Source organism: Paenibacillus pabuli, assembly GCF_039831995.1.
Taxonomy (GTDB): Bacteria; Bacillota; Bacilli; order Paenibacillales; family Paenibacillaceae; genus Paenibacillus; species Paenibacillus pabuli_C.
Genome location: NZ_JBDOIO010000003.1, coordinates 2633649 through 2654065, shown reverse-complemented (window position 1 = coordinate 2654065; position 20417 = coordinate 2633649). Strand labels below are relative to the sequence as shown.

The 20417-nt window shown below is 50.1% G+C and carries 16 protein-coding genes; 9 read left to right on the top strand and 7 right to left on the bottom strand.

Features of this window, described 5'->3' with window-relative positions; genetic code table 11:
• Positions 1 to 36: 36 nt before the first annotated feature.
• From cobT to ABGV42_RS14140, 5 genes are all read left to right on the top strand, one after another.
• Complete coding sequence (cobT, locus tag ABGV42_RS14160) at positions 37 to 1164, top strand: nicotinate-nucleotide--dimethylbenzimidazole phosphoribosyltransferase (protein ID WP_347383239.1); 1128 nt, start codon at positions 37 to 39, stop codon at positions 1162 to 1164.
• The gene (gene cobU / locus ABGV42_RS14155; RefSeq protein WP_347382210.1) at positions 1161 to 1721 is read left to right on the top strand and encodes a bifunctional adenosylcobinamide kinase/adenosylcobinamide-phosphate guanylyltransferase; all 561 of its coding nucleotides are present in this window, start codon (positions 1161 to 1163) and stop codon (positions 1719 to 1721) included. Before cobT ends, cobU begins: the two co-directional genes overlap by 4 nt.
• Positions 1718 to 2704 carry an adenosylcobinamide-GDP ribazoletransferase gene (gene cobS, locus ABGV42_RS14150; protein WP_347382209.1) on the top strand — a complete coding sequence of 329 codons (987 nt, stop codon included), beginning with the start codon at positions 1718 to 1720 and terminating at the stop codon, positions 2702 to 2704. Before cobU ends, cobS begins: the two co-directional genes overlap by 4 nt.
• Before the next feature lie 92 nt (positions 2705 to 2796).
• The gene (locus ABGV42_RS14145; RefSeq protein WP_347383238.1) at positions 2797 to 4359 is read left to right on the top strand and encodes a cobyric acid synthase; all 1563 of its coding nucleotides are present in this window, start codon (positions 2797 to 2799) and stop codon (positions 4357 to 4359) included.
• A 111-nt stretch (positions 4360 to 4470) separates the two neighbouring features.
• Positions 4471 to 5427, top strand: coding sequence for an IS30 family transposase (locus tag ABGV42_RS14140; RefSeq protein WP_110755421.1), 957 nt, complete (start codon positions 4471 to 4473; stop codon positions 5425 to 5427).
• A 192-nt stretch (positions 5428 to 5619) separates the two neighbouring features.
• Here the strand turns inward: ABGV42_RS14140 and ABGV42_RS14135 are convergent, their stop codons facing one another.
• Complete coding sequence (locus tag ABGV42_RS14135) at positions 5620 to 7320, bottom strand: methyl-accepting chemotaxis protein (protein ID WP_347382208.1); 1701 nt, start codon at positions 7318 to 7320, stop codon at positions 5620 to 5622.
• A 333-nt stretch (positions 7321 to 7653) separates the two neighbouring features.
• On the opposite strand from ABGV42_RS14135, the gene ABGV42_RS14130 reads away from it, so the two are divergent.
• Both ABGV42_RS14130 and ABGV42_RS14125 read left to right on the top strand, forming a co-directional pair.
• Positions 7654 to 9051 (top strand): L-cystine transporter, encoded by a 1398-nt coding sequence (locus ABGV42_RS14130; RefSeq protein ID WP_347382207.1) that lies wholly within the window; start codon positions 7654 to 7656, stop codon positions 9049 to 9051.
• A 227-nt stretch (positions 9052 to 9278) separates the two neighbouring features.
• On the top strand, positions 9279 to 9962 hold the full coding sequence (locus ABGV42_RS14125) for a queuosine precursor transporter (protein ID WP_347382206.1): 684 nt from the start codon (positions 9279 to 9281) through the stop codon (positions 9960 to 9962).
• Positions 9963 to 10092: 130 nt separating this feature from the next.
• Here ABGV42_RS14125 and ABGV42_RS14120 read toward each other — a convergent pair whose 3' ends face one another.
• Positions 10093 to 11181, bottom strand: coding sequence for a M24 family metallopeptidase (locus ABGV42_RS14120; protein WP_347382205.1), 1089 nt, complete (start codon positions 11179 to 11181; stop codon positions 10093 to 10095).
• A 308-nt stretch (positions 11182 to 11489) separates the two neighbouring features.
• On the opposite strand from ABGV42_RS14120, the gene ABGV42_RS14115 reads away from it, so the two are divergent.
• Positions 11490 to 12695: a PQQ-dependent sugar dehydrogenase gene (locus ABGV42_RS14115; RefSeq protein WP_347382204.1), complete on the top strand. Its 1206-nt coding sequence runs from the start codon at positions 11490 to 11492 to the stop codon at positions 12693 to 12695.
• Positions 12696 to 12865: 170 nt separating this feature from the next.
• Here ABGV42_RS14115 and ABGV42_RS14110 read toward each other — a convergent pair whose 3' ends face one another.
• Together ABGV42_RS14110 and ABGV42_RS14105 are read right to left on the bottom strand one after the other, a co-directional pair.
• Positions 12866 to 13597, bottom strand: coding sequence for an MBL fold metallo-hydrolase (locus tag ABGV42_RS14110; protein WP_347382203.1), 732 nt, complete (start codon positions 13595 to 13597; stop codon positions 12866 to 12868).
• 53 nt (positions 13598 to 13650) lie between these two features.
• The gene (locus tag ABGV42_RS14105) at positions 13651 to 14148 is read right to left on the bottom strand and encodes a hypothetical protein (RefSeq protein ID WP_347382202.1); all 498 of its coding nucleotides are present in this window, start codon (positions 14146 to 14148) and stop codon (positions 13651 to 13653) included.
• 140 nt (positions 14149 to 14288) lie between these two features.
• Between ABGV42_RS14105 and ABGV42_RS14100 the strand changes: the two genes are divergently transcribed.
• Positions 14289 to 15155 (top strand): SDR family oxidoreductase, encoded by an 867-nt coding sequence (locus tag ABGV42_RS14100; protein WP_347382201.1) that lies wholly within the window; start codon positions 14289 to 14291, stop codon positions 15153 to 15155.
• A gap of 93 nt (positions 15156 to 15248) precedes the next feature.
• Here the strand turns inward: ABGV42_RS14100 and thrS are convergent, their stop codons facing one another.
• The 3 genes from thrS to ABGV42_RS14085 form a co-directional block, all read right to left on the bottom strand.
• The gene (gene thrS / locus ABGV42_RS14095; protein WP_347382200.1) at positions 15249 to 17180 is read right to left on the bottom strand and encodes a threonine--tRNA ligase; all 1932 of its coding nucleotides are present in this window, start codon (positions 17178 to 17180) and stop codon (positions 15249 to 15251) included.
• A 473-nt stretch (positions 17181 to 17653) separates the two neighbouring features.
• Entirely contained in the window at positions 17654 to 19420 is a 1767-nt protein-coding gene (locus ABGV42_RS14090) for a sensor histidine kinase (RefSeq protein ID WP_347382199.1), read from the bottom strand.
• Positions 19417 to 20178, bottom strand: a complete 762-nt coding sequence (locus ABGV42_RS14085) for a response regulator transcription factor (protein ID WP_347382198.1) — start codon at positions 20176 to 20178, stop codon at positions 19417 to 19419. The genes ABGV42_RS14090 and ABGV42_RS14085 overlap by 4 nt, the downstream gene beginning before the upstream one ends.
• Positions 20179 to 20417: the final 239 nt, after the last annotated feature.

Here is a 20417-nt window from a genome sequence, read left to right as displayed (position 1 = left end):
GCGACCCCATATTTTGATGAAGGAAGTGCTGGCGGTATGAATAATGAACAGACGTTGGAACAGTTAATTGATCGGATTGTGGGTCCTAATGAAGAAGTGGCGGCAGAAGCCTCGGCGCATGTGGACTCATTAACGAAACCGCCCGGCAGTCTGGGTAAACTGGAACAGTTGGTTATTCGACTTGCGGGGATAACCGGTCAGGCTCGGCCTTGTCTGGATCGCAGGGCCGTCATCGTTATGGCTGCCGATCACGGCGTAGTTGCCGAAGGCATTAGTGCCTTCCCGGCAGAGGTAACCCCGCAGATGGTCCATAATTTTCTGGCAGGGGGAGCGGCCGTTAACGTCCTGGCGCGTCATGCAGGTGCAGATGTCATCTGTGTTGACATTGGCGTGAATGCCGATCTGGAACACCCCGATCTGGTCTCCCGCAAAGTGCGCAAAGGAACAGCCAACATGGCGCAGGGCGCGGCCATGAGCCGGGATGAAGCGATCCAGGCGATTCTTGCCGGAGCCGAGGTTGTTGCGACTGAGGTCGCCAAGGGAACCCGGTTGTTCGTAACCGGAGAAATGGGAATCGGTAATACGACGGCGAGTGCCGCAGTCATGTGTGCTTTAACCGGAACGGCACCCGCATCTGCGGTCGGCCGGGGAACAGGTGTTGACGACGCAGGTCTTCAGCGCAAGGCTGCCGTAGTCAGCCAGGCACTTAGTGTTAATGCACCGGATGCAGACGATGCCCTGGACGTGCTTGGCAAAGTCGGCGGATTGGAAATTGCCGGACTGACAGGTGTCATTCTTGCAGCAGCAGCTCATGGTTGCCCTGTTGTTGTGGATGGGTTTATCTCCACTGCAGCGGCACTGATTGCAAGACAGCTTGCTCCGGTCAGTGTTGAATATATGATTGCTTCGCATACATCGCATGAAAGTGGACATGCCGCGCTCCTGCGTGAACTCGGTCTCAGACCGATGCTTGATCTGGACATGCGGCTGGGTGAGGGAACCGGAGGTGTGCTCAGCCTTCATTTGATCGATGCGGCTTGCCGTATATTGAATGAGATGGCCACATTTGCAAGTGCTGGTGTATCGGGAGGCTCGAATGAGACTGGAGGCGCGAATAACTCATCGACAGCTGCTTCAGCGGTTCGGGGAGAGGTATCTCCATGAGCGTACTTGTAACGGGCGGGGCAAGGAGCGGCAAAAGCTCCTTCGCCGAGCGTCTCTGCATGCAGCGTTCCTCCGAGGCCTGGTATGTCGCAACCGCACAGGCATATGATGACGAGATGCGCGAACGAATACGCCTGCATCAGAATCAGCGGGATGAAGTGGGGTACCTGTGGCATACGGTGGAGGAACCCTTGGCATTGCCGGAACTCATTACACAAATGGGAGAATCGCATACAGGATCGTCTGCTCCGACCATTTTGGTGGATTGTCTGACGCTTTGGTTGACCAATGTACTGCTTACCCACGAGCAAGAACCTGAGCAGGTTGTTCTGGATCATATGAATGCACTGGTATCCGCCATCGAGTCCTATCCCGGGCTGCTTGTCCTTGTTACGAACGAAGTGGGCGACGGCATCGTGCCGGAGTATGCGCTTGGCAGAAGATATCGGGATCTGGCGGGCATATTGAATCAGCGGGTCGCTGCTATTTGCCGCGAAGTATTTCTGGTGACAGTAGGGATTGCTATGGAGCTGAAAAGCAAGGAGTACCGCTTATGAGCCATGAAGGTAACGACAGCCAGCATAACCATGAGGAGATGAACAGGGAAGATCATACGAATCAGGTTAACCAAGGGCCAGCTCTGGATGCGGAGAATGTGAACAGACTTGATCAAAAACATGCGGCAGCAGCCGCTTTTCAATTTTTGTCCCGTTTCCCGGTGAAAATGCAGATTGACTTCGTCCCGCCACTACTGCGGGAAAGTGTGGTTTATTATCCCCTGGTCGGTGCGGCCATTGGGTTATGTGTCTGGTTCGGTGGCGCCCTGACAGGTGCACTGCTGCCATCATTTCCGGCGGCCGTGTTGACCCTTACAATATGGGTATGGCTTACGGGGGGACTTCATCTGGATGGCTGGATGGACACAGCGGATGGCCTGCTCAGTTATCGAACCCGTGAGCGGATGCTGGAGATTATGAAAGACAGCCGCGTAGGAGCCATGGGCGTGATTGCCTGCGTACTGCTGCTCATGATGAAAGCGGCGTTAATTGCTGATTTTATAGCACGTGGCAACTGGCTATATGGGGCACTGCTGATTCTGCCCATGATCTGGAGCCGCTGGTTCATGGTATATGCCATTTCGGCTTGGCCGAATGCCCGGGGAGACGATGGACTTGCTGTCCTGTTCAAGGGCCTTGGTGAACGGAAGGAAGTTCAGCGGGCACGAAGCGCTGCGGTTGGGCTGACCATCCTGACGGCTGTCATTACGCTCGCCGCGGTGTGGATCTTCCAACCGGGCAACAGTATGGTAGAAATGCTGGCGATGGACAGGGGTCTTGGAACATTGCCTTGGTGGCTGTATCCTATGGCGGCTGCCATGTTGGTACCGCTGGCTGCGTATTTCATCGGCAAGTTCGTTGCCGAACGTATTAGCGCAAGGTTGGGCGGACTTACAGGAGATACGTACGGTGCAATGAATGAGCTGCTGGAAGCCGCTCTGCTGACAGTGTTAAGTCTGCTGCAGGGATTATTTTTGCTATAGGGAACGAACGAAATGAGTAATGTAGAGCATAACGCTGAGAGCTGGGGTGATGGAACGTGCAGGATAGGCCTGTGGGACAAGCGGCAGTATTGATGCTGCAAGGCACGGCATCGGATGTGGGGAAGAGCGTCATTACAACGGCACTATGCCGGATATTCAAGCAGGATGGCTTCAGACCGGCCCCGTTTAAATCACAGAATATGGCGCTCAACTCCTACGTGACGGAAGATGGCAAGGAGATTGGCAGAGCACAGGGAGCGCAGGCAGAAGCGTGCGGCATTGAAGCGACAACGGATATGAATCCGATCTTGATCAAGCCCGTGCGGGATATGCACTCGCAGATTGTGGTGCACGGTGTACCCTTTGCTCAGATGAGTGCTTCGGACTATCGTCAGCATTTCCTGCCGGAAGCGAGGAAGACCGTCATGGATGCGCTGAATCGGCTGCGCGAGACTTATGATATTGTACTGATGGAAGGCGCAGGCAGTCCAGCCGAGATTAACCTGAAGGATCGGGACATCGTCAATATGAATCTGGCTGGCTGGGCGGATTCGCCAGTCATTCTCATCTCGGATATTGATCGCGGAGGCGTGTTTGCTTCGATTGTAGGTACACTTGAGCTGTTGGAGCCGCATGAGGTCCAGCGTGTAAAAGGATTTATCATTAACAAATTCCGTGGTGATCTGTCCCTGCTGCAGCCTGGACTCGACTGGCTTGAAGAGCGGACGGGCATTCCGGTATTGGGCGTACTTCCGTACATAAGAGATATTCAGATTGAAGCTGAGGATTCCGTGGTGCTGGACTCCATGCGTCATGGCAAATCAGGGAACCGGGAGCTGGATCTTGCCGTTATTCGCTATCCGCGTATTTCCAACTTTACGGACTTTGACTCGCTGTCCCGTGAACCTGATGTTAATGTGCGATATGTGACTTCTCCGGAGGAACTGGGACAGCCGGATGCCATTTTGCTCCCGGGTACAAAGGATACGATTGGTGATCTGGAGTTTCTGAGAGAGTCGGGTCTGGAACAGGCCATCGCGAGTCAGACCGAACGTGATCATGTACAGCTTGTGGGCATATGCGGTGGATATCAGATGCTGGGACAGCATTTGAAAGACCCATTTGCAGTGGAAGCGAATCAGATTCAGGAGGCACGGGGTCTGGGATGGTTGCCGCTGTCGACTACTTTTCTGGAACATAAACAGACCGTAAGAGCTTCCGGGCGTGTACAGCAGGGGCACTCCATTCGCCTATACGGAGATCATGATTCAGTTGAATCCGTGCCAGTAAATGGATACGAGATTCATATGGGCGTCACCGAATGCCATGATGCGGAGCAGGTGTCTGCACTGTTTGAGATCGCTCATCCAGGGGGTCAGCCTTTTCAGGAAGGTTGGGGGAGCACGGATGGCAAAGTATGGGGAACGTACTTGCATGGTTTGTTTGAAAGTGATCAGTTCCGCCGTTCCTGGCTCAATGGCCTTCGGCAAGAGAAGGGACTTGCTCCGCTTCAGGAAACCTATAGTGCTCATGAACGCAAGGAGATGGAGTTCGACCGGGTGGCCGAGTCTCTGCGTTCAGCCCTGGACATGAAACGTGTATACGAAATTATGGGTGTCCAGTACCGAAATACCGCTTCAACTGTTAATGAATGACGGATTGTAATATGAAGTGCGACACCCTACTGAAATAAAAAAATGGCTCACAGCCTGATTCGTGTAGAATGAAAGTTACCACACCAGCATTCACACAAGGAGAATCAGTCCATGAGTTATTCACATCTTAGCATAATCGAACGCAGCAAGCTAGAAATCCTCCACAGACAAGGCAAAAGCTCAAGAGCTATTGCAAAAGAACTGGGGAGACATTCGTCCACGATTTGCCGCGAACTAGATCGTGCTAATTCATCGTATCCCTATCAGGCAGAACACGCTCAGAACGCTTATGAGAAGCGTCGTCAATCCTCTGTTTCTTCAGGTAAATGGTCAAGCACCTTAGCTGCTTCACTGGAGGAAAAACTGAAGGCAACGTGGTCTCCGGAACAGATCAATCAACGCTTCCGTACCGAAGGCTTGCCAGCAGTATCCTTCAAAACGATCTATCGCTGGATCTACGCAGGTCGACTGGTTCAAGGCACGTTACAGGTTCTTCGGCACAAAGGAAAGCGTCAGAAACCCGCAGAAACTCGCGGTAAATTTGCCATTGGCAGATCAATTTCGGATCGTCCCCAAGAGGTTCGTTCTCGTGAAACGTTTGGGCACTGGGAACTGGATACCGTCGTATCTAGTCGTGGGAAAAGTAAAGGATGCATAGCCACGCTCATTGAACGCAAAACCCGTCTATATACCGCCATTCTCATGCCTGATCGCACTGCTCTGTCTATGGAAATTGCGCTTGGTGTAGCCATCTCACAGTATCCCACAGGCACTTTCCTCACAGCCACGGCTGACCGGGGAAAGGAGTTTGCATGCTATGCCAATCTGGAAACAAGCCATGACCTGCACGTTTATTTTGCTGATCCATATTCGTCTTGGCAACGCGGTTCCAATGAGAATGCGAATGGATTGCTTCGAGAGTTTTTCCCGAAAGGCACCGATCTCGCTCAAGTCGAGGATGAAGATCTTGCCAGTTCACTAGATCTAATAAACCACAGACCACGAAAATGCTTGGGTTGGAGAACCGCTCACGAATCTTTCACAGAGGAACTGTCGCACTTGGTTTGACAATCTGTCGAATAAAAAAACAAGCTGGTGTGTGACCAGGACTTCATCATCTGAAAACAAAACAATACCCCCATGTGTAACCGCAGTACCCGGAAACGGGCTGCTGTTATACACGGGGGTATTTGATGTCTGTAGTTTAATTGTGGTTCACATAAGGGGATGATGGTTTAATGTTATACCTGGATTGATATATTAGTTGATTTTAAACTTTTTCATCGCAGACTGCAGTTCCATTGCTTGTTCATGCAGATGACGAACCGTACTCGAGTGGGAATCCATCTCACTCAGCTGATGCTCGGCGGTCGAAGCAATCTGCTGCATGCTCTCGCGCGATCTGGAAGTAATCTGTGCCGTCTCTTCAACGGATGCACTGACTTCCTCTGCGCCTGCTGAGACTTCTTCTGTGGAAGCAGACACCGTCTGGATGGTCAGGTTGACGTTCTGAATCAATTCGTTAAGCTGCTGGAAGGCCGTCCCCGCTTGCTGAACCACATGGGTTCCTGAACCAATTTCCTGGGTTACCCGGTTCATGGCGCTCACCGAACGTTCGGCGTCCTCGCGAATGGTTCCGAGATAATCGGCGATTTCCTCCGTAGCTGTTTTGGACTGTTCCGCTAGCTTGCGGACTTCGCCTGCTACGACAGCGAATCCCCGGCCGTGCTCTCCAGCGCGTGCTGCTTCAATGGAAGCATTAAGGGATAGCATGTTGATCTGTTTCGTAATTTCAAAAATGGATGTAACAATGGTGCCGATCGCTATGGAACGTTCATTCATCGTCTCAACGTAACGCAGCGACTCGCTTGCGGTCTGACCCACACGTTCCATTTGTTGAACAGCATCCTGGGCCAGACGGTTCCCGTTGATGGCTTCATTCGCCGCTTCACCGATCTGTTCGGATACTTCGGCGGAGGAAGAAGCGATATGCATGATGCCCTGCGTAATTTCTTCCATGGCTCTTGCATTTTCGGCAGCGCTTGAAGCAATGGTGACACTGCCTTTCTCGGCGTCTTCCGCAGAGCGGCTGGAGTTTTTGACCATACCGGACATGGACTCGACCCGTCTTAACAGATCATCGGAGCCTTCAACCACTTCATTGGAGGTAGACAGTGCACGACTGATCATTTCCTTCAAATTGTGGGTCATGGTTTGGAAGCTCGCTGCGAGCTGTGCAATTTCATCTTTGCCCTTAATTTGCAGCTCGGCGGTCAGGTCACCTTGGGAAATCTGTTTGCTGTGTTGTACGAGCTGAATGATCGGTTTGGTTACTCTTTTGATCATGCTGGTGGAGATCAGCCAACCAAGCACGAAGACGAGTGCTGTGATACCCAGGCATAACCAGAAGATCTGAACGTTTTTGTCCTGAATAAACTGGGCATCCATACTTACCGCCATAATCATGTTGCTGCCTGCGATCGGAATAAAGGCTGCTTTATGTACACCGAAGGAATCGGAATAAACTTCGCTAATGACCATTTCTTTGCTCTCTGCAGCCGTATTCATCGCGGATTGCACGCTGATCTCATCTCCGGCTTTCATTTCTGATGCAGCATTAGCGATGACAACCGAGGCTTTGCCTTCCTGGATGGATACAACGTAAGACGCATCGAGATTATGTTCTTTTGCTTTTTCCGTCAAATAGGATTCGACAGTCAAAGCGGCACCTTCAGAACCTGCTCCGCCACTTTGTACCTGCAAAATCTTGGAGGAGGATACGTTCTTATATATATCTTGGATGGACGTGTTGAGGACCTTGTCGAACTGCGGAAGCACGTAGCTCTGCATGATATTCATGGACACAGCATAGAAACTGATACTAAACAACAGGGAAGCAACCAGCAGAACGAGGAACAGCGTGCCTCTAATTTTACCGGCAACCGTACGATTACGAAACATAGGATCATCCTTTCACGTCATGTTCATTAACATTTGTCGCTTTTCCGTCTTGTAAGACTATATACCAACGAAGAAAGGCCTAATTTTCACGTTGAGAAAACTTGGGAATAAGCGGATATACCTATATTACAAAATTAACCGGGGGTTGAATAGAATAATTTTCATTAAACGGTGAATTTTTTTCAGAAATCCATGAATGTATTACATGCATATTACATAATATCAATTAATACCTACCAGAATAGTTTGTTATATGATATATTGTTCAATATCGCTTCAAGCGAATAGAAAACCGTTCAATCGGTATGCACATTTTGAGGAGGATTTTACGAAATGGATACTTTTCTTGTCATTCTGAACGTAGTGGTTATGCTCGTTCTTTTAGGCGTCCTGTATTGGATGCAAAAGAAACATATTTCCTTTACGAAGCGTGTATTCGCGGGTCTGGGAATCGGGGTTGTGTACGGCGTCATTCTTCAACTGATTTACTCGTCTAATTCTGACATTGTTACCAAGTCTGTGGACTGGTTTAATCTTGTCGGTTCAGGATATGTTCGATTGTTACAGATGGTCGTGATTCCACTCATCATGGTTTCCATTATTTCGGCCATCATGAATTTGAAAGGCAAGCAAAACCTCGGCAAGATGAGCTTTTCCATCATTGCGATTTTGCTAATTACGACGGCCATTGCAGCAAGTGTCAGTATCGTAACAAGTCTGAGCTTCAACCTGACTTCCATTGAGATCGAAGGTGGGGACAGAGAGCTCGCACAGGTACAGAAAGTCGAGGAACGTCTCGTTGATGTACAGGATCAGACGATTCCACAGCAGGTACTGGAATTCATTCCTTCGAACCCATTTGCAGACATGACCGGTGAACGCCGCACGTCCACCCTTGCCGTCGTTATCTTCTCGGCATTTATCGGTGTAGCAGTCCTTGGACTGGATCGCAAAAAGCCACAGCAGGCGGAAACATTCCGAGGCATGGTGAATGCAGTATATGCTGTAGTCATGCGGATTGTAACTTTGGTGCTCAGGCTGACGCCTTACGGTATTCTGGCGCTCATTACAAAAGTAACGGCGACAACGAATCCGGAAGAGATCCTGAAGCTGATCAAGTTCGTCATTGCTTCCTACGTTGCCTTGTTCGTGATGTTTATCATTCATCTGATTATTATCGCACTGTTTGGTTTCAACCCGATTACGTATGTGAAAAAGGTTCTGCCAACACTGGTATTTGCCTTCACTTCCCGTTCAAGTGCGGCTACAATCCCGCTTAACGTGGAGACACAGACGAAGAAACTTGGCGTATCGGATGGTATTGCGAACCTGTCGGCAAGCTTCGGGGCTACCATTGGTCAAAACGGCTGTGCCGGAATCTATCCGGCAATGCTGGCGGTGATGATTGCTCCTACGGTCGGAATCGATCCGATGAGCTGGGACTTCATCATTACCCTGATCCTGGTGGTCATGATCAGTTCATTCGGTGTAGCTGGTGTAGGCGGCGGAGCAACCTTCGCTTCCCTGATCGTATTGTCCACGATGAATCTGCCGGTTGCATTGGTAGGCCTGCTGATCTCGGTTGAGCCGCTGATCGACATGGGTCGTACGGCTCTGAACGTGAACGATTCGATGACCGCAGGTCTCGTATCCAGTAAAATTCTGAAAGAGAATGACCAGGATACATTCAATGACCAAAGCCGTGATCTGGATTCCGCCGTTCAGGTGTAATCCTGATCCAATAAGCCAGTTGGCTTATGAGCAAATACAAGCGAGAATTAGCCGTTCTACGGGTTAACCCGTAGGGCGGCTTTTTGCATGGGACCTGCAGATTCACGTTATTTAGTGCTGTTCAAAGGAAGGGAAATGTGATAGAGTATTCATGTTTTGGCCCCAGGCCAGACCGCGGTTCGTAACCATCCCGCGTAATCAAAACTAGGAAGGCAGTGTATGTATTTATGTTTAATTTGGGTTGGGGAGCAGTTTTTGTTCTCGTAACGTATGGTTTTTTCCTATTGTGTTACCGTCTGTTCGGTAAAAAGGGTCTATATGCCTGGATTGGTGTGGCTACGGTTATAGCCAACATTCAGGTGACCAAAACGATAGATATTATGGGGATTGTACTGACGCTTGGCAATACGATGTATGTCAGCATGTACCTGACCAGTGACCTTCTCAATGAGAAGTATGGATCTGGTGAAGCGCGGAAAGCCGTATGGTTCGGATTCTTCACGCTAATCATGACGACAGTACTGATGCAGATGGTCATATTCTTCGAACCGGCACCGACGGACTTTGCCCAAGATTCGATGAAAACCTTGTTCGGACTGCTGCCACGTCTGGCACTCGGAAGTCTGACAGCATATTTCATTAGCCAGTTCCTGGATGTGCGATTGTTCAGTATGCTGCGCAAGGTTGCGCCTGGACGGAATCAGTTGTGGATTCGCACGAACGGCAGTTCGATCGTCAGTTCCTTTGTGGATACGCTGGTATTCTGCACGATTGCATTTGCGTTTATCTATCCATGGGATGTCTGGCTCGAGATCTTCCTGACAACGTACATTATCAAATTCGTGTTGACCGCGGTAGGTACGCCGTTTCTCTATGCAGCGCGCAATTTCAAGTTCAAGGATGAAGCTTAGTCGGATCTCGTCTGAATTCGTATCCATTCGAGTATGCTTGTTAGTAACGTAAGAAGTCTAATAATAAGAATGACCCGCGAAACCATGTGTTATGGTTCTGCGGGTCATTTTTAATTTCATACCTTAAAGATTAGTCTGTCAGGATCTGCAGTTCTTTTGGATAGGAAGTTAGCACTTCAACCCCGGTATCTGTAACAAGAACATCGTCCTCAATTCGTACTCCGCCTGCAGGGGTATAGATCCCCGGTTCAATCGTGAATACCGTGCCTTCCTGCAGAACATCCATGTTCTGTCCATGCAGTGAAGGATACTCATGCACATCAATTCCGAGACCATGCCCCACACGGTGCATGAAACGCTCGCCGTATCCGGCATCTTCCGTCACCTGACGTGCTGCACGGTCGATATCGGCACAGGCCACGCCTGGCTTAACTGCGCGAATGGCAGCTTCGTTAGCGGCAAGCACGGTGTTGTAGATGGTTTTCAGTTCCGGAGAAATGTCACCAAAAGCAAATGTACGCGTAATATCAGATGCATACCCTGCTGCGTATACGCCCATATCAAACATCAACAAGTCGCCATGCTGCAGTTTGCGTTCACCCGGTGTACCGTGCGGCAGGCCTGTTTTGGGTCCGGTAAGCACCATGGTATCGAAGGAAGGACCATCCGCACCGAGTTTCTTCATCTGGTATTCCATTTCAGCTACCAGTTCAATCTCGGTTACGCCTGTGCGTACATGAGACAGCCCCTGGCGAAGGGTTTCTTCAATAAGATGAATGGCATGGCGGATGCGAGCTACTTCATCCGGTGTCTTCTTAACGCGCAGTGTGCGGAGCAGAGGGCCGACATCTTCGAAGTTGACAGCACCAAGGGCAGCGCTAAGCTGCTCGTAACGCGAGACAGTGACGTATTCTTTTTCAAGACCCATCCGGCCCAGACGTCCCTGATAACGTTCGAACAATGCATAGGGATTATCGGTATCGGAATGAGTCGCGATATGGGTTACCGAGGAGGCAGCTGCTGCAGCTTCAGCGTCCAGGGCAGGCACAATCAGCAAAGGTTCCTCGCCGCGGGCGAGAACAAGACCGAGAAAACGTTCATGCGGGTTGCTTGCAAAACCAGTTAAATAGTAGATATGTTTTGGATCTGTAATCAGCATGGCATCCAATCCTTGTGCAGACAGATCAGCTTCCAGACGGGATAAAGGGCTTAGATTCATGAGTGTATACGTCCACCTTTCAGTTCGTTCTATCCTTCTATTATAGAAGAATATTGAAAAATGCCAAAGGGGAGTGACGCAGGGTCCATATTCGTTGTTGTCCATTTACCCGTTTAGGCGACCGTGGGGAGGGGTAAATACAGGGCGAAACGACGTTGTAAATGGTTAACCGATACAGATAAAGATGCAGATACTGAAAATAATTATCCGTGAATATATCGCAGCAGCATTTGGGAGATTCGAGTTTGTTTACTGAATTTATGCAAAAATGCTCAACTATACTTATTTCAATAGAAGGAGATGAAATGATGAATAACCGATTAAATGTTCCGCTATATGCTTCGTTGTTAAGTATGGCTCTGCTGACAGCCTGTGCTTCAGATAACCCTTCCACAGAATCAAAACAAGTCTCGCAAGGACAAGGTACAGGTCAGGGACAGACAGCGAACGGAGGCAATGATAATACAAGTGCCGGGGAGGGAGGAGCACAGGAGAATGCGGTTATTCCGTATCAGGCTTCGGTTCTGGCGACTGGACTGAATGCACCCTGGGAACTGGTGAGTGTGCCGGACGGGCGGATGTTTGTTACAGAGCGACCCGGAACCATTCGTGTCATTACGAATGGAGAGTTGCAAACCGAACCACTTATTGCGTTTGAGGCTCCGTTCAATGAAGAGGGAGAAGGGGGTTTGCTGGGTCTGGCTGCAGATCCGGACTTTGAGAATAACGGTTATCTCTACGCCTACCATTCCTACCTTGAAGGGGGCGGGATTGCGAATCGGGTATTGCGTTTGAAAGTGAATGGAGATCAAGCTGTGATCGACAAGGAACTGCTGGGTAACATCCCTGGCGGAACGAATCATAACGGAGGCCGCATCAAAATTGGCCCGGACCACATGCTCTATATTACAACAGGTGAACGTTATGAACCGGAACTGGCACAGGACCAGAACAGCTTGGGTGGCAAAATATTGCGGATTAGTCTCGATGGATCGATCCCTGCAGATAACCCGTGGCCGAATTCCCCTGTATACAGCATGGGACACCGGAATGCGCAGGGTCTTGCATGGAATCCGGATAATGGCTATCTCTATGCCACCGAACACGGGCAGCGTAACTATGATGAGATTAACCGGATCGAAGCAGGTGAGAACTATGGCTGGCCTGAAGTTGAAGGAGACGAGGATGACAATGGAACCTATCGGGCTCCGCTTGCTCACAGTGGTGACGATACATGGGCACCATCGGGTGTCGCTTTTATAGAGGAAGGACCGTGGGCGGGCTCACTCCTTGCGGCTAACCTGAGAGGTGAGCAGTTGCTGCATATTACCCTGTCAGAGGATGGTACACAAGTGGAGAAGGTGGAACCCATTTTTGAAGATGAGTGGGGACGCATTCGTAATGTGACTGCCGGAGAAGACGGGAAGTTATATATTCTAACGAACAATCGAGACGGACGAGGAACTCCGAGGGATGGGGACGACCACATCATTGTGCTTACTCCGGAGAGTTGAGCTCCTGCATCCGGGTTCCATTACAAATATTGGAGCTCAGGCATGCTTCTAATAGAACCCGGATCCTGTTCGTTAAAATAGAAAAAGGGGCGTCCTGCCATGTTCATGGCGTTAGGACAGCCCCTTGATTGCTTTATATTTGGAAGCACATAGCAGATGGATCCTGCCAATTAATCTGCGCTTTCTGCTAGTTTGGCGATATGCGCGCTTGGTTCATTTGTGTATTCGCCGCCATGGTAACAGAGCACTTTGTTCAGTTTCAGGCCGGTCAGTCTTTTCAAACTTCGCAGCGCTTCAGGCATGTCCGGTGTTGCAGGCGGTGCAGGCCCGACCAGTTCATCATCCACGACACGCAGTTCGTCGGCAGCCAGCAGGAATTCCGAGTCACGGAAGTACAGGCAGATATGCCCTGGCGTATGTCCAGGTGTATGGATGACCTGAATTCCGCCTTGAAGCGGCAGCATGTCCCCATCTTCCAATACTCTGCTGATCTCGATCTCAGCCAGCTGGGAGAGGAGCTGATCGGCCTGGGCAAGCACAGGTTCGGGAAGCATGGCTCTGCGTTCAGGCGTGAACTTGATCAAGGGCTTTTCGCCTTTAATATAAGGAACCTCATCCGCGTGTGCCCAGACTTCGAGTCCAGGTATCGCATCCAGAAGGGCGCCCAGATTACCGATATGGTCAATGTCCTGATGGGTCAAAATGATGCGTTTAACATCTGCCAGCTGTACGCCTTCCTTATTCAGTGCGGACTCCAAACCGGCAAATTGGCCAATCATGCCTGTGTCCACCAGGGTGATGCCGTCATCATCGCGAAGCATGACCGGGTAGATAGGGCTGTCTCCTGAAGGCGTGGGAATGCTGAGATGCAGCACGGTAAAGTCTGTTGTCTGATTATTCATAGGTTTCCGGATCGAGTCCGGTACACCTCCTTTTGGATGATATGGTAGGGCATTTATTCTGGACGAAGATATTTTAAGTGTTTTCTGTACTTCCGGATCGTATCCAGCATCGCTTCAAAGGTTTGTTCAGCCTGCATGCCTTCCTTGACGATGGAGTCAAAGGAGAAGTTTTCATGAATGAGCTTGTTCCTCGCCTGGAAGACCTGACTGAGAGCATCACCCATGTTTTCTTTTCCAGGTTTCAAGGTAATCTGTTCTTTATTCAACTCAGCCTGAATGATTTCCATATTGGACCGTGCACGGTAGGCAGGAATCTTCATCAGCTCGGTCGAATTAAACTTTTTCTGGTAGACGCTCTGATATAGCTGTTTTAACATGTGTTCAATAATGGAGCAGCATTCAATGACGAGTGAGGCGTATCGTCGATGTTTACGTTGATCCCACTGCGGTGAACCGAGTCTCTGCCCCATATCATGATACTCTTGTTCCAGTAGTCCGATTTCAAGCTTTGCTTCTTTTTTGATTTTTTTAAAATCTTCTTTAGTCAGCATACCTGTCCTCCCCTTGAAACTGAGATGTACTTATTCCATTATCTCATATTGTTTCTCGGAGTTCCTCTTTTCCATGGAAGCAGGGCTGCTGCCCGTTTTTCCAATAACAACCGAACCCAGGTTCAGAAGGGAAGTACCTGATGTCTATGAAAACAGCGATCGTAACAGGAGCCAATTCCGGCATGGGTCTCGCAACCACCATTCAACTTGCAAGGCAGGGATACAGGGTGATTATGGCCTGCCGCAGCGAGAAGCGCGGACAGCAGGCTCTGCAAGAGGCCTTAGGTGAGTCGGGCTCTACTGCGATTGAACTGATCCTGTGCGATCTGGGCTCTATCGAGAGTATCCGCCATTTTGCCCAATCCTTTCGTGAACGCTACAACACGCTTGACGTTCTAGTGAATAATGCCGGCGTGGTTATGCTGAAGAGACAGGAGACCTCGGATGGGTTTGAGCAGAGCATTGGCATTAACCATCTGGGACACTTCCTGCTTACATTGCTCTTGATCCAGCCTCTGAAGGCTGCGGAGCAGGGGCGAATCGTGAATGTTTCATCCGGTGCGTACAAAGCAGGCAAGATCCATTTCGACGATCCACATCTGCACCAGGGATATAACCCGATCAAAAGCTATGCCCAGTCCAAGCTGGCTAACGTACTGTTCACCCGTGCTCTGTCCCGTAAAATGGCGAATAGCCGGGTCACGGTGAACTGTCTGCATCCGGGTGCGGTCGGAACAAGCATCGGTGTGGATCGCAATACCGGTTTTGGCACACGTATCATGGCTTTTGTCGGCAAGCTTCCCTTTTTCCTGTCTCCCGAGGACGGGGCACAAACGGCGATTTATTTGGCCACCAGCCCGGAAGTAGCAGGAATTACAGGACGATACTTTTACCAAAAGAAAGAACAGAAGCTAAAGGCACATGCCATGGATGATGCTGTGACTGAACGTTTCTGGACATGGAGCGAACAGCAAGTCGGGCTGAAGCCTGATGAGAAATTGGAGTGAGTCCAAGCCGAAGTGTAGGAAGGGTGCTTCACTTCGGTAAATGATCCGGGAAAAGTCATTTCACATCCATGTGAACGTGCCATATGGACAACGTTAGACTTTGGCTTTTACGGCCTCGTGTATCCCTTGGATAAATGCTTCAATGCTCTGAATGCCCTGATCTCCCTGGCCGTATGCGCGGACAGAGGCGGACAGGGCGTTTTTCTCATTTTCTCCGAGTACAAGCGAGTAAGGCACTTTTTCCATCTGAGCTTCACGGATTTTGTACCCGAGCTTCTCGCTGCGCAAATCCGTTTCAACCCGAATGCCTGCTGCTCGTAATTGACTCTGAACCTGCAGGGCATAATCCGCATAATGGTCGGATACCGGGAGCAGCTTCACCTGAACCGGAGCGAGCCAGAGTGGAAACGCACCGGCATAGTGCTCAGTCAGAATGCCAATGAAGCGATCAATAGAGCCGTAGATGGCACGATGAATCACGACCGGACGGTGTTTCAGGCTGTCCTCGCCAACGTAAGTGAGGTCGAATTTTTCCGGCATTTGAAAATCAAGCTGGATTGTTCCGCACTGCCAGCTGCGTTTCAGTGCATCAAGAATATGGAAGTCAATTTTGGGTCCATAAAAGGCTCCGTCTCCTTCGTTGATGCGGTATTTCACGCCGCGCCGGTCCAGCACATTTTGCAGGGCACGTTCAGCCTGATCCCACAGCTCTTCCGAGCCCATGGAGTCTTCGGGACGAGTGGACAGCTCAATTGTGTATTCGAATCCAAAAATATCGTACATGCGTCCGATCAGGGATATCGCCTGGTTGATTTCTTCCTCGATCTGTTCCGGCATAACGTAGAGGTGAGCATCGTCCTGACAAAATGTCCGTACCCGCATCATGCCGTTCAGGGCACCCGAGAATTCATGACGGTGAACTTGGCCGAACTCCATCATGCGAATGGGAAGCTCGCGGTAGGAATGAAGTGTATTTTTGAAAATCAGCATATGACCCGGGCAGTTCATCGGCTTCAGTGCAAACGTAGCGTCGTCCACTTCTGAGAAATACATATTGTCCTTATAGTGCTCCCAATGCCCCGATTGCTCCCACAGACGATTGTTCATCATCAGCGGAGTCCGAACCTCCTGATAACCTTCCTGCAGCTGCAGCTCGCGTGAGAATTGCTCCAGCTCCGTACGAATTGTCATGCCTTTCGGGAGATAGAAGGGCATGCCCGGCGCTTCCTCCGAGAACATGAACAGATCCAGCTCTTTGCCGAGTTTGCGGTGATCCCGTTTCTTCGCTTCCTCCAGCATGTGCAGGTGATCGTCCAGCTGTGCTTTGCTTGGGAAGGCAGTGCCATAGATTCGCTGCAGCATTTTGTTGTTCGAATCACCCCGCCAATAAGCCCCTGCAACATTCAGCAGCTTGAAGGCTTTGATTCGGCCAGTGGACGGAAGATGGGGACCCCGGCACAGATCGAAAAATTCCCCTTGATCATAGATCGAAAGTTCCGCATCCTGCGGCAAATCACGAATCAGTTCAAGTTTATAGGGGTCCTGAATTTCTTCGAACAAGCGAAGGGCTTCCGCACGGCTAACCACCCGGCGGCTAATCTTCTCATTTTCCTGCACAATTTTGTTCATTTCCCGTTCGATGGCAGCCAGATCACTGATGGACAAGGCATGCTCCAGATCCACATCGTAATAAAAGCCATCTTCAATGACGGGGCCAATCCCCAGTTTGACTTGTTCCGCACCATAGATACGCTTGAGTGCCTGGGCGAGGACATGCGCAGTACTGTGTCGATAACGGTACAGTCCTTCCTCGCTGTCCAGTGTAACGATGACGAGTTCACAGTCCTGTTCCAGCTTCGTGTCCAGATCGACGTTTGCCCCGTTCACAATGCCTCCGATGGCCTGTTTGCCCAAGCTAGTGCTGATGGACGAAGCCACTTCTCCGACACTTACGCCTGCCTCGTACGAACGAACTGCTCCGCCTTGAAGTCGAATTTCAATAGGGTTACCTTGCTGATTACTCATGCGAACCACTCTCCATTGTTTAAATTTGAAGCGCAAAAAACACCCGTCCCGGAAAAGGGACGAGTGCGCTCAGCTCGTGGTTCCACCCTAATTTGGTTATGAGTATCCCCTGAATCGGCCAGCCGCCGCAAAACAGGAAACATCATAACCCTCATTGGAATCCGTTATCGGGGATCAGGCGGTGAACTCTACTGACAACCGGACTCTGCTTCCATGGGAAGTCCGTCAGGCTGAGGTTCGAGGCCACGGCTGCAGAGGGGTAATTCCGCTCCGTTCGCTGAAGAAGGTCTCACCAATCCCTTCTCTCTCTGGGCAGCACGCAAACGAAATCATGTCTCTGGTCATCGCCAATATGCAAAGTTATGGTCATTCAAATGGATATGAAATGAACTCAAGGTCCATATCAATATTTTGGAACAGGTGTTATTGAGTGTCGATTATATAGACTGAAAATAAAAAGGTCAAGCGGAGTTTTATTTAGTCTCATCCGAATGATGATCCCATATCAAACGTATGGTGGTTCCCTGATCGGGGTAGGATTGAACCTCGATTCGGCCTTTCATGGCCTCAATCAGCCCTTTGGTTACCGCCATGCCGAGGCCTGAGCCAACATCGGATGTCGCCGTATCCGTCCCGCGATAGTATCGTTCGAACAGCTTCCATACCGTCTCCTGGTTCATCCCGCGTCCATTGTCGGCAAATAGAACCATGAAATCACCTGCCTGTTCACCTGGCTGAACACTCACGATCAGCTTCGTCTCGGGTGGGTTATGCAGCAGGGCGTTGGCGGTTAGATTATCCACGATTCGTTCAAATGAAGGGATATGCACATGACCGTTCACCGGAACCGATGCAGGTTGAAACGTGATGCGGCCTTCCCCATAAGCCGGGTTGCGTTCGGCGCGATGAACGAGATTTTGTAGTAACGTATTTACGTCTGTTGGTTCCACAGCTGGCTGGTATCCACCGCTGCGCAGACGATAGGTCATGGACAGGTCGTTCACCAGCCGGTCCATGTACATGGATTTGTCCAGCATAATGCCCGCGAATTCTCTCACTTCTTCCGAAGTCCAGTTATATTTCTCTGCTTCCAGCATATGTGCATATCCCTGGATGGAGGATAGGGGCGTTTTCAGATCATGGGTTATACCCGCAATCCATTCTTCGCGCAGAGAGTTGGTCTGTCTGCGGAGTTCTTCATCCCGTTTAAGCGTATTGGATAACGACTGGATGGAGTGTAATACTTCCGCATATACCCGATATTTTTGCCGCCATTTTCCGTTACGTTTCTGGCTGCGTGGCTTGCCGCGTGTACCTGCCGGTTCCTCGTAGTGTCCGCGTTCAAGCCGCTGCAGCCATTGAAGCATATGCAGCATGGGATAACCGAAACGGTTGGCATACCAGAGTGCAAGCAGCACAAGCAAACTAATGATGGATATCAAAAGTGCAATCAACGCGGGACCCAAAATAAAACTGAAGGGATTTTCGTTTACTTCTACCGGACTGCTCGCAAGAGGAACACTCAGCATCCAGGTTCTTTCATCCTGCTCATCATAGATGGTCAGCGTAGTCATTCCATACCTGGTGGGGTATCGTGTGCGCAGAATAAGGTCCTGAATGCTGTAGCTGTCCGGAGTACCTACTGCGGGCTTGTTGAAAGAAGTAAGTACATGCCCCTTATCATCCAAAATCTGAAGATGCGCGTCCGCCGAGCGAATGATGTCCTGTTGATCGGAAGGCAGTTCAAGCTTGTTATTCGCGTAACGGCCCACAGTGTAGGCTTGATCCAAAATCGTTACCGCCTGATTGCTCTCCCCGTACAATAGGGTGAAGTTGATCCCTTTTCTCTCCCGGATAAGCAGATAGAGCTGATAGGGAAAGGGTTCTTTCCCCTGCCAATAGGATAGAAGCTCTCCCGGTTTATAGTGGTTCGGGACATCGGAAGGGGTATGGAATGCATCCAGCACATGACCATGCTCATCGAGAACCTGAAGCCAGCCATTGTTCTCTTCCACACGCTTCAGCAGCTCGGGATCATATCGAACCGTGCCGTCCGGCAAGATCTCTGCTGTACTGATCAGTTGATCGAGCCCGACAGTAGCGAAATCTTCAACAAGGCTTACCTCATTCAACTGCTGGATGACCCAATAGGCGATACTGCCACCGAGGACCAAAATCAGAATCACAGCACCGGCAAGCATGCCAATGAATCGTGTCATCAATCTGCGCCGTATACTCATCTTTGGAGCTCTGCATCGGGCTGAATGAGCTTATACCCCAAACCACGGACATTCACCAGCAGTTCAGGCTTAGAGGGATCGGCTTCAATACGCTCACGAATCCGGTGAATATGAACCATGACGGTGTTGTCATCACGAATGGCCTCCGATTCCCATACCCGCTCATACAATTCGGACTTGGTGAAGATTCGATTGGGATGTTTGCAGAAAAAGAGCAGCAGCTGATACACCAGAGCAGGGCATCCTACCCGTTGACCTTCGACCCTGAGTTCACCGGCTTGCTCCACCAACTGAAAGCGTCCGTAATCATAGACCCCTTCCTGCGGGGGAGAGGATGACGGAGTTGCGTCATAATGTGAAGGCAGCTTGGCTGATTCCGTCTGTCTGGGCAAATACCGTTTCAGCAGTGATTTGATCCGCGCGACCACTTCCAGTGGATTAAACGGTTTAACAACATAATCGTCTCCGCCAACCGCGAAGCCGGTAAGCTTGTCATAATCGGTTGTTTTGGCAGTTAAAAAGAGAATGGGGGCATCCGTCAATTGCCGCAGAAAAGGGCAGATTTCCAGCCCGCTTCGGCCTGGCAGCATGACGTCCAGCACGATGCAGTGATAGGTTTTGTTTTCACATGCGGCAATCGCTTCCTCACCTGTGGTGACCGTGTCGATGTCCACGAATTGCTCTTTGAGCAGTACCGTTTTTAACATATGTAAAATCGCCTGTTCATCATCAACAAGCAGGATTGAAACTTCATCCATGACGTAAGAGATCCTCCCTGATTTTTATATATACATTGGCTGTCTGTTATGAACTGCTGTGTTGGTCTATCAGGTCTATCATACCATTCAGAAGGGCTGTGCAGGGTGCCGACTACCTTAACAGAAGCTTAATTATGAAGCAGCAGTATCCCTCAAAGTTATGATAGACGTAAGAGTAGGTTAGACGGAGGGTAAGATTGGTTCTGTACACTTGAATGGAACGAAATTGTTCTACAGAA

Bases quoted from the DNA above. Each gene is read 5' to 3' on its own strand.
- ABGV42_RS14135 (WP_347382208.1), bottom strand. From the start codon at position 7,320: ATGTTTCGTAATCGTACGGTTGCCGGTAAAATTAGAGGCACGCTGTTC.
- cobU (WP_347382210.1), top strand. From the start codon at position 1,161: ATGAGCGTACTTGTAACGGGCGGGGCAAGGAGCGGCAAAAGCTCCTTC.
- ABGV42_RS14115 (WP_347382204.1), top strand. From the start codon at position 11,490: ATGAATAACCGATTAAATGTTCCGCTATATGCTTCGTTGTTAAGTATG.
- ABGV42_RS14120 (WP_347382205.1), bottom strand. From the start codon at position 11,181: ATGAATCTAAGCCCTTTATCCCGTCTGGAAGCTGATCTGTCTGCACAA.
- ABGV42_RS14105 (WP_347382202.1), bottom strand. From the start codon at position 14,148: ATGCTGACTAAAGAAGATTTTAAAAAAATCAAAAAAGAAGCAAAGCTT.
- thrS (WP_347382200.1), bottom strand. From the start codon at position 17,180: ATGAGTAATCAGCAAGGTAACCCTATTGAAATTCGACTTCAAGGCGGA.
- ABGV42_RS14090 (WP_347382199.1), bottom strand. From the start codon at position 19,420: ATGAGTATACGGCGCAGATTGATGACACGATTCATTGGCATGCTTGCC.
- ABGV42_RS14145 (WP_347383238.1), top strand. From the start codon at position 2,797: ATGCTGCAAGGCACGGCATCGGATGTGGGGAAGAGCGTCATTACAACG.
- cobT (WP_347383239.1), top strand. From the start codon at position 37: ATGAATAATGAACAGACGTTGGAACAGTTAATTGATCGGATTGTGGGT.
- ABGV42_RS14130 (WP_347382207.1), top strand. From the start codon at position 7,654: ATGGATACTTTTCTTGTCATTCTGAACGTAGTGGTTATGCTCGTTCTT.
- ABGV42_RS14110 (WP_347382203.1), bottom strand. From the start codon at position 13,597: ATGAATAATCAGACAACAGACTTTACCGTGCTGCATCTCAGCATTCCC.
- ABGV42_RS14100 (WP_347382201.1), top strand. From the start codon at position 14,289: ATGTCTATGAAAACAGCGATCGTAACAGGAGCCAATTCCGGCATGGGT.
- cobS (WP_347382209.1), top strand. From the start codon at position 1,718: ATGAGCCATGAAGGTAACGACAGCCAGCATAACCATGAGGAGATGAAC.
- ABGV42_RS14085 (WP_347382198.1), bottom strand. From the start codon at position 20,178: ATGGATGAAGTTTCAATCCTGCTTGTTGATGATGAACAGGCGATTTTA.
- ABGV42_RS14125 (WP_347382206.1), top strand. From the start codon at position 9,279: ATGTTTAATTTGGGTTGGGGAGCAGTTTTTGTTCTCGTAACGTATGGT.
- ABGV42_RS14140 (WP_110755421.1), top strand. From the start codon at position 4,471: ATGAGTTATTCACATCTTAGCATAATCGAACGCAGCAAGCTAGAAATC.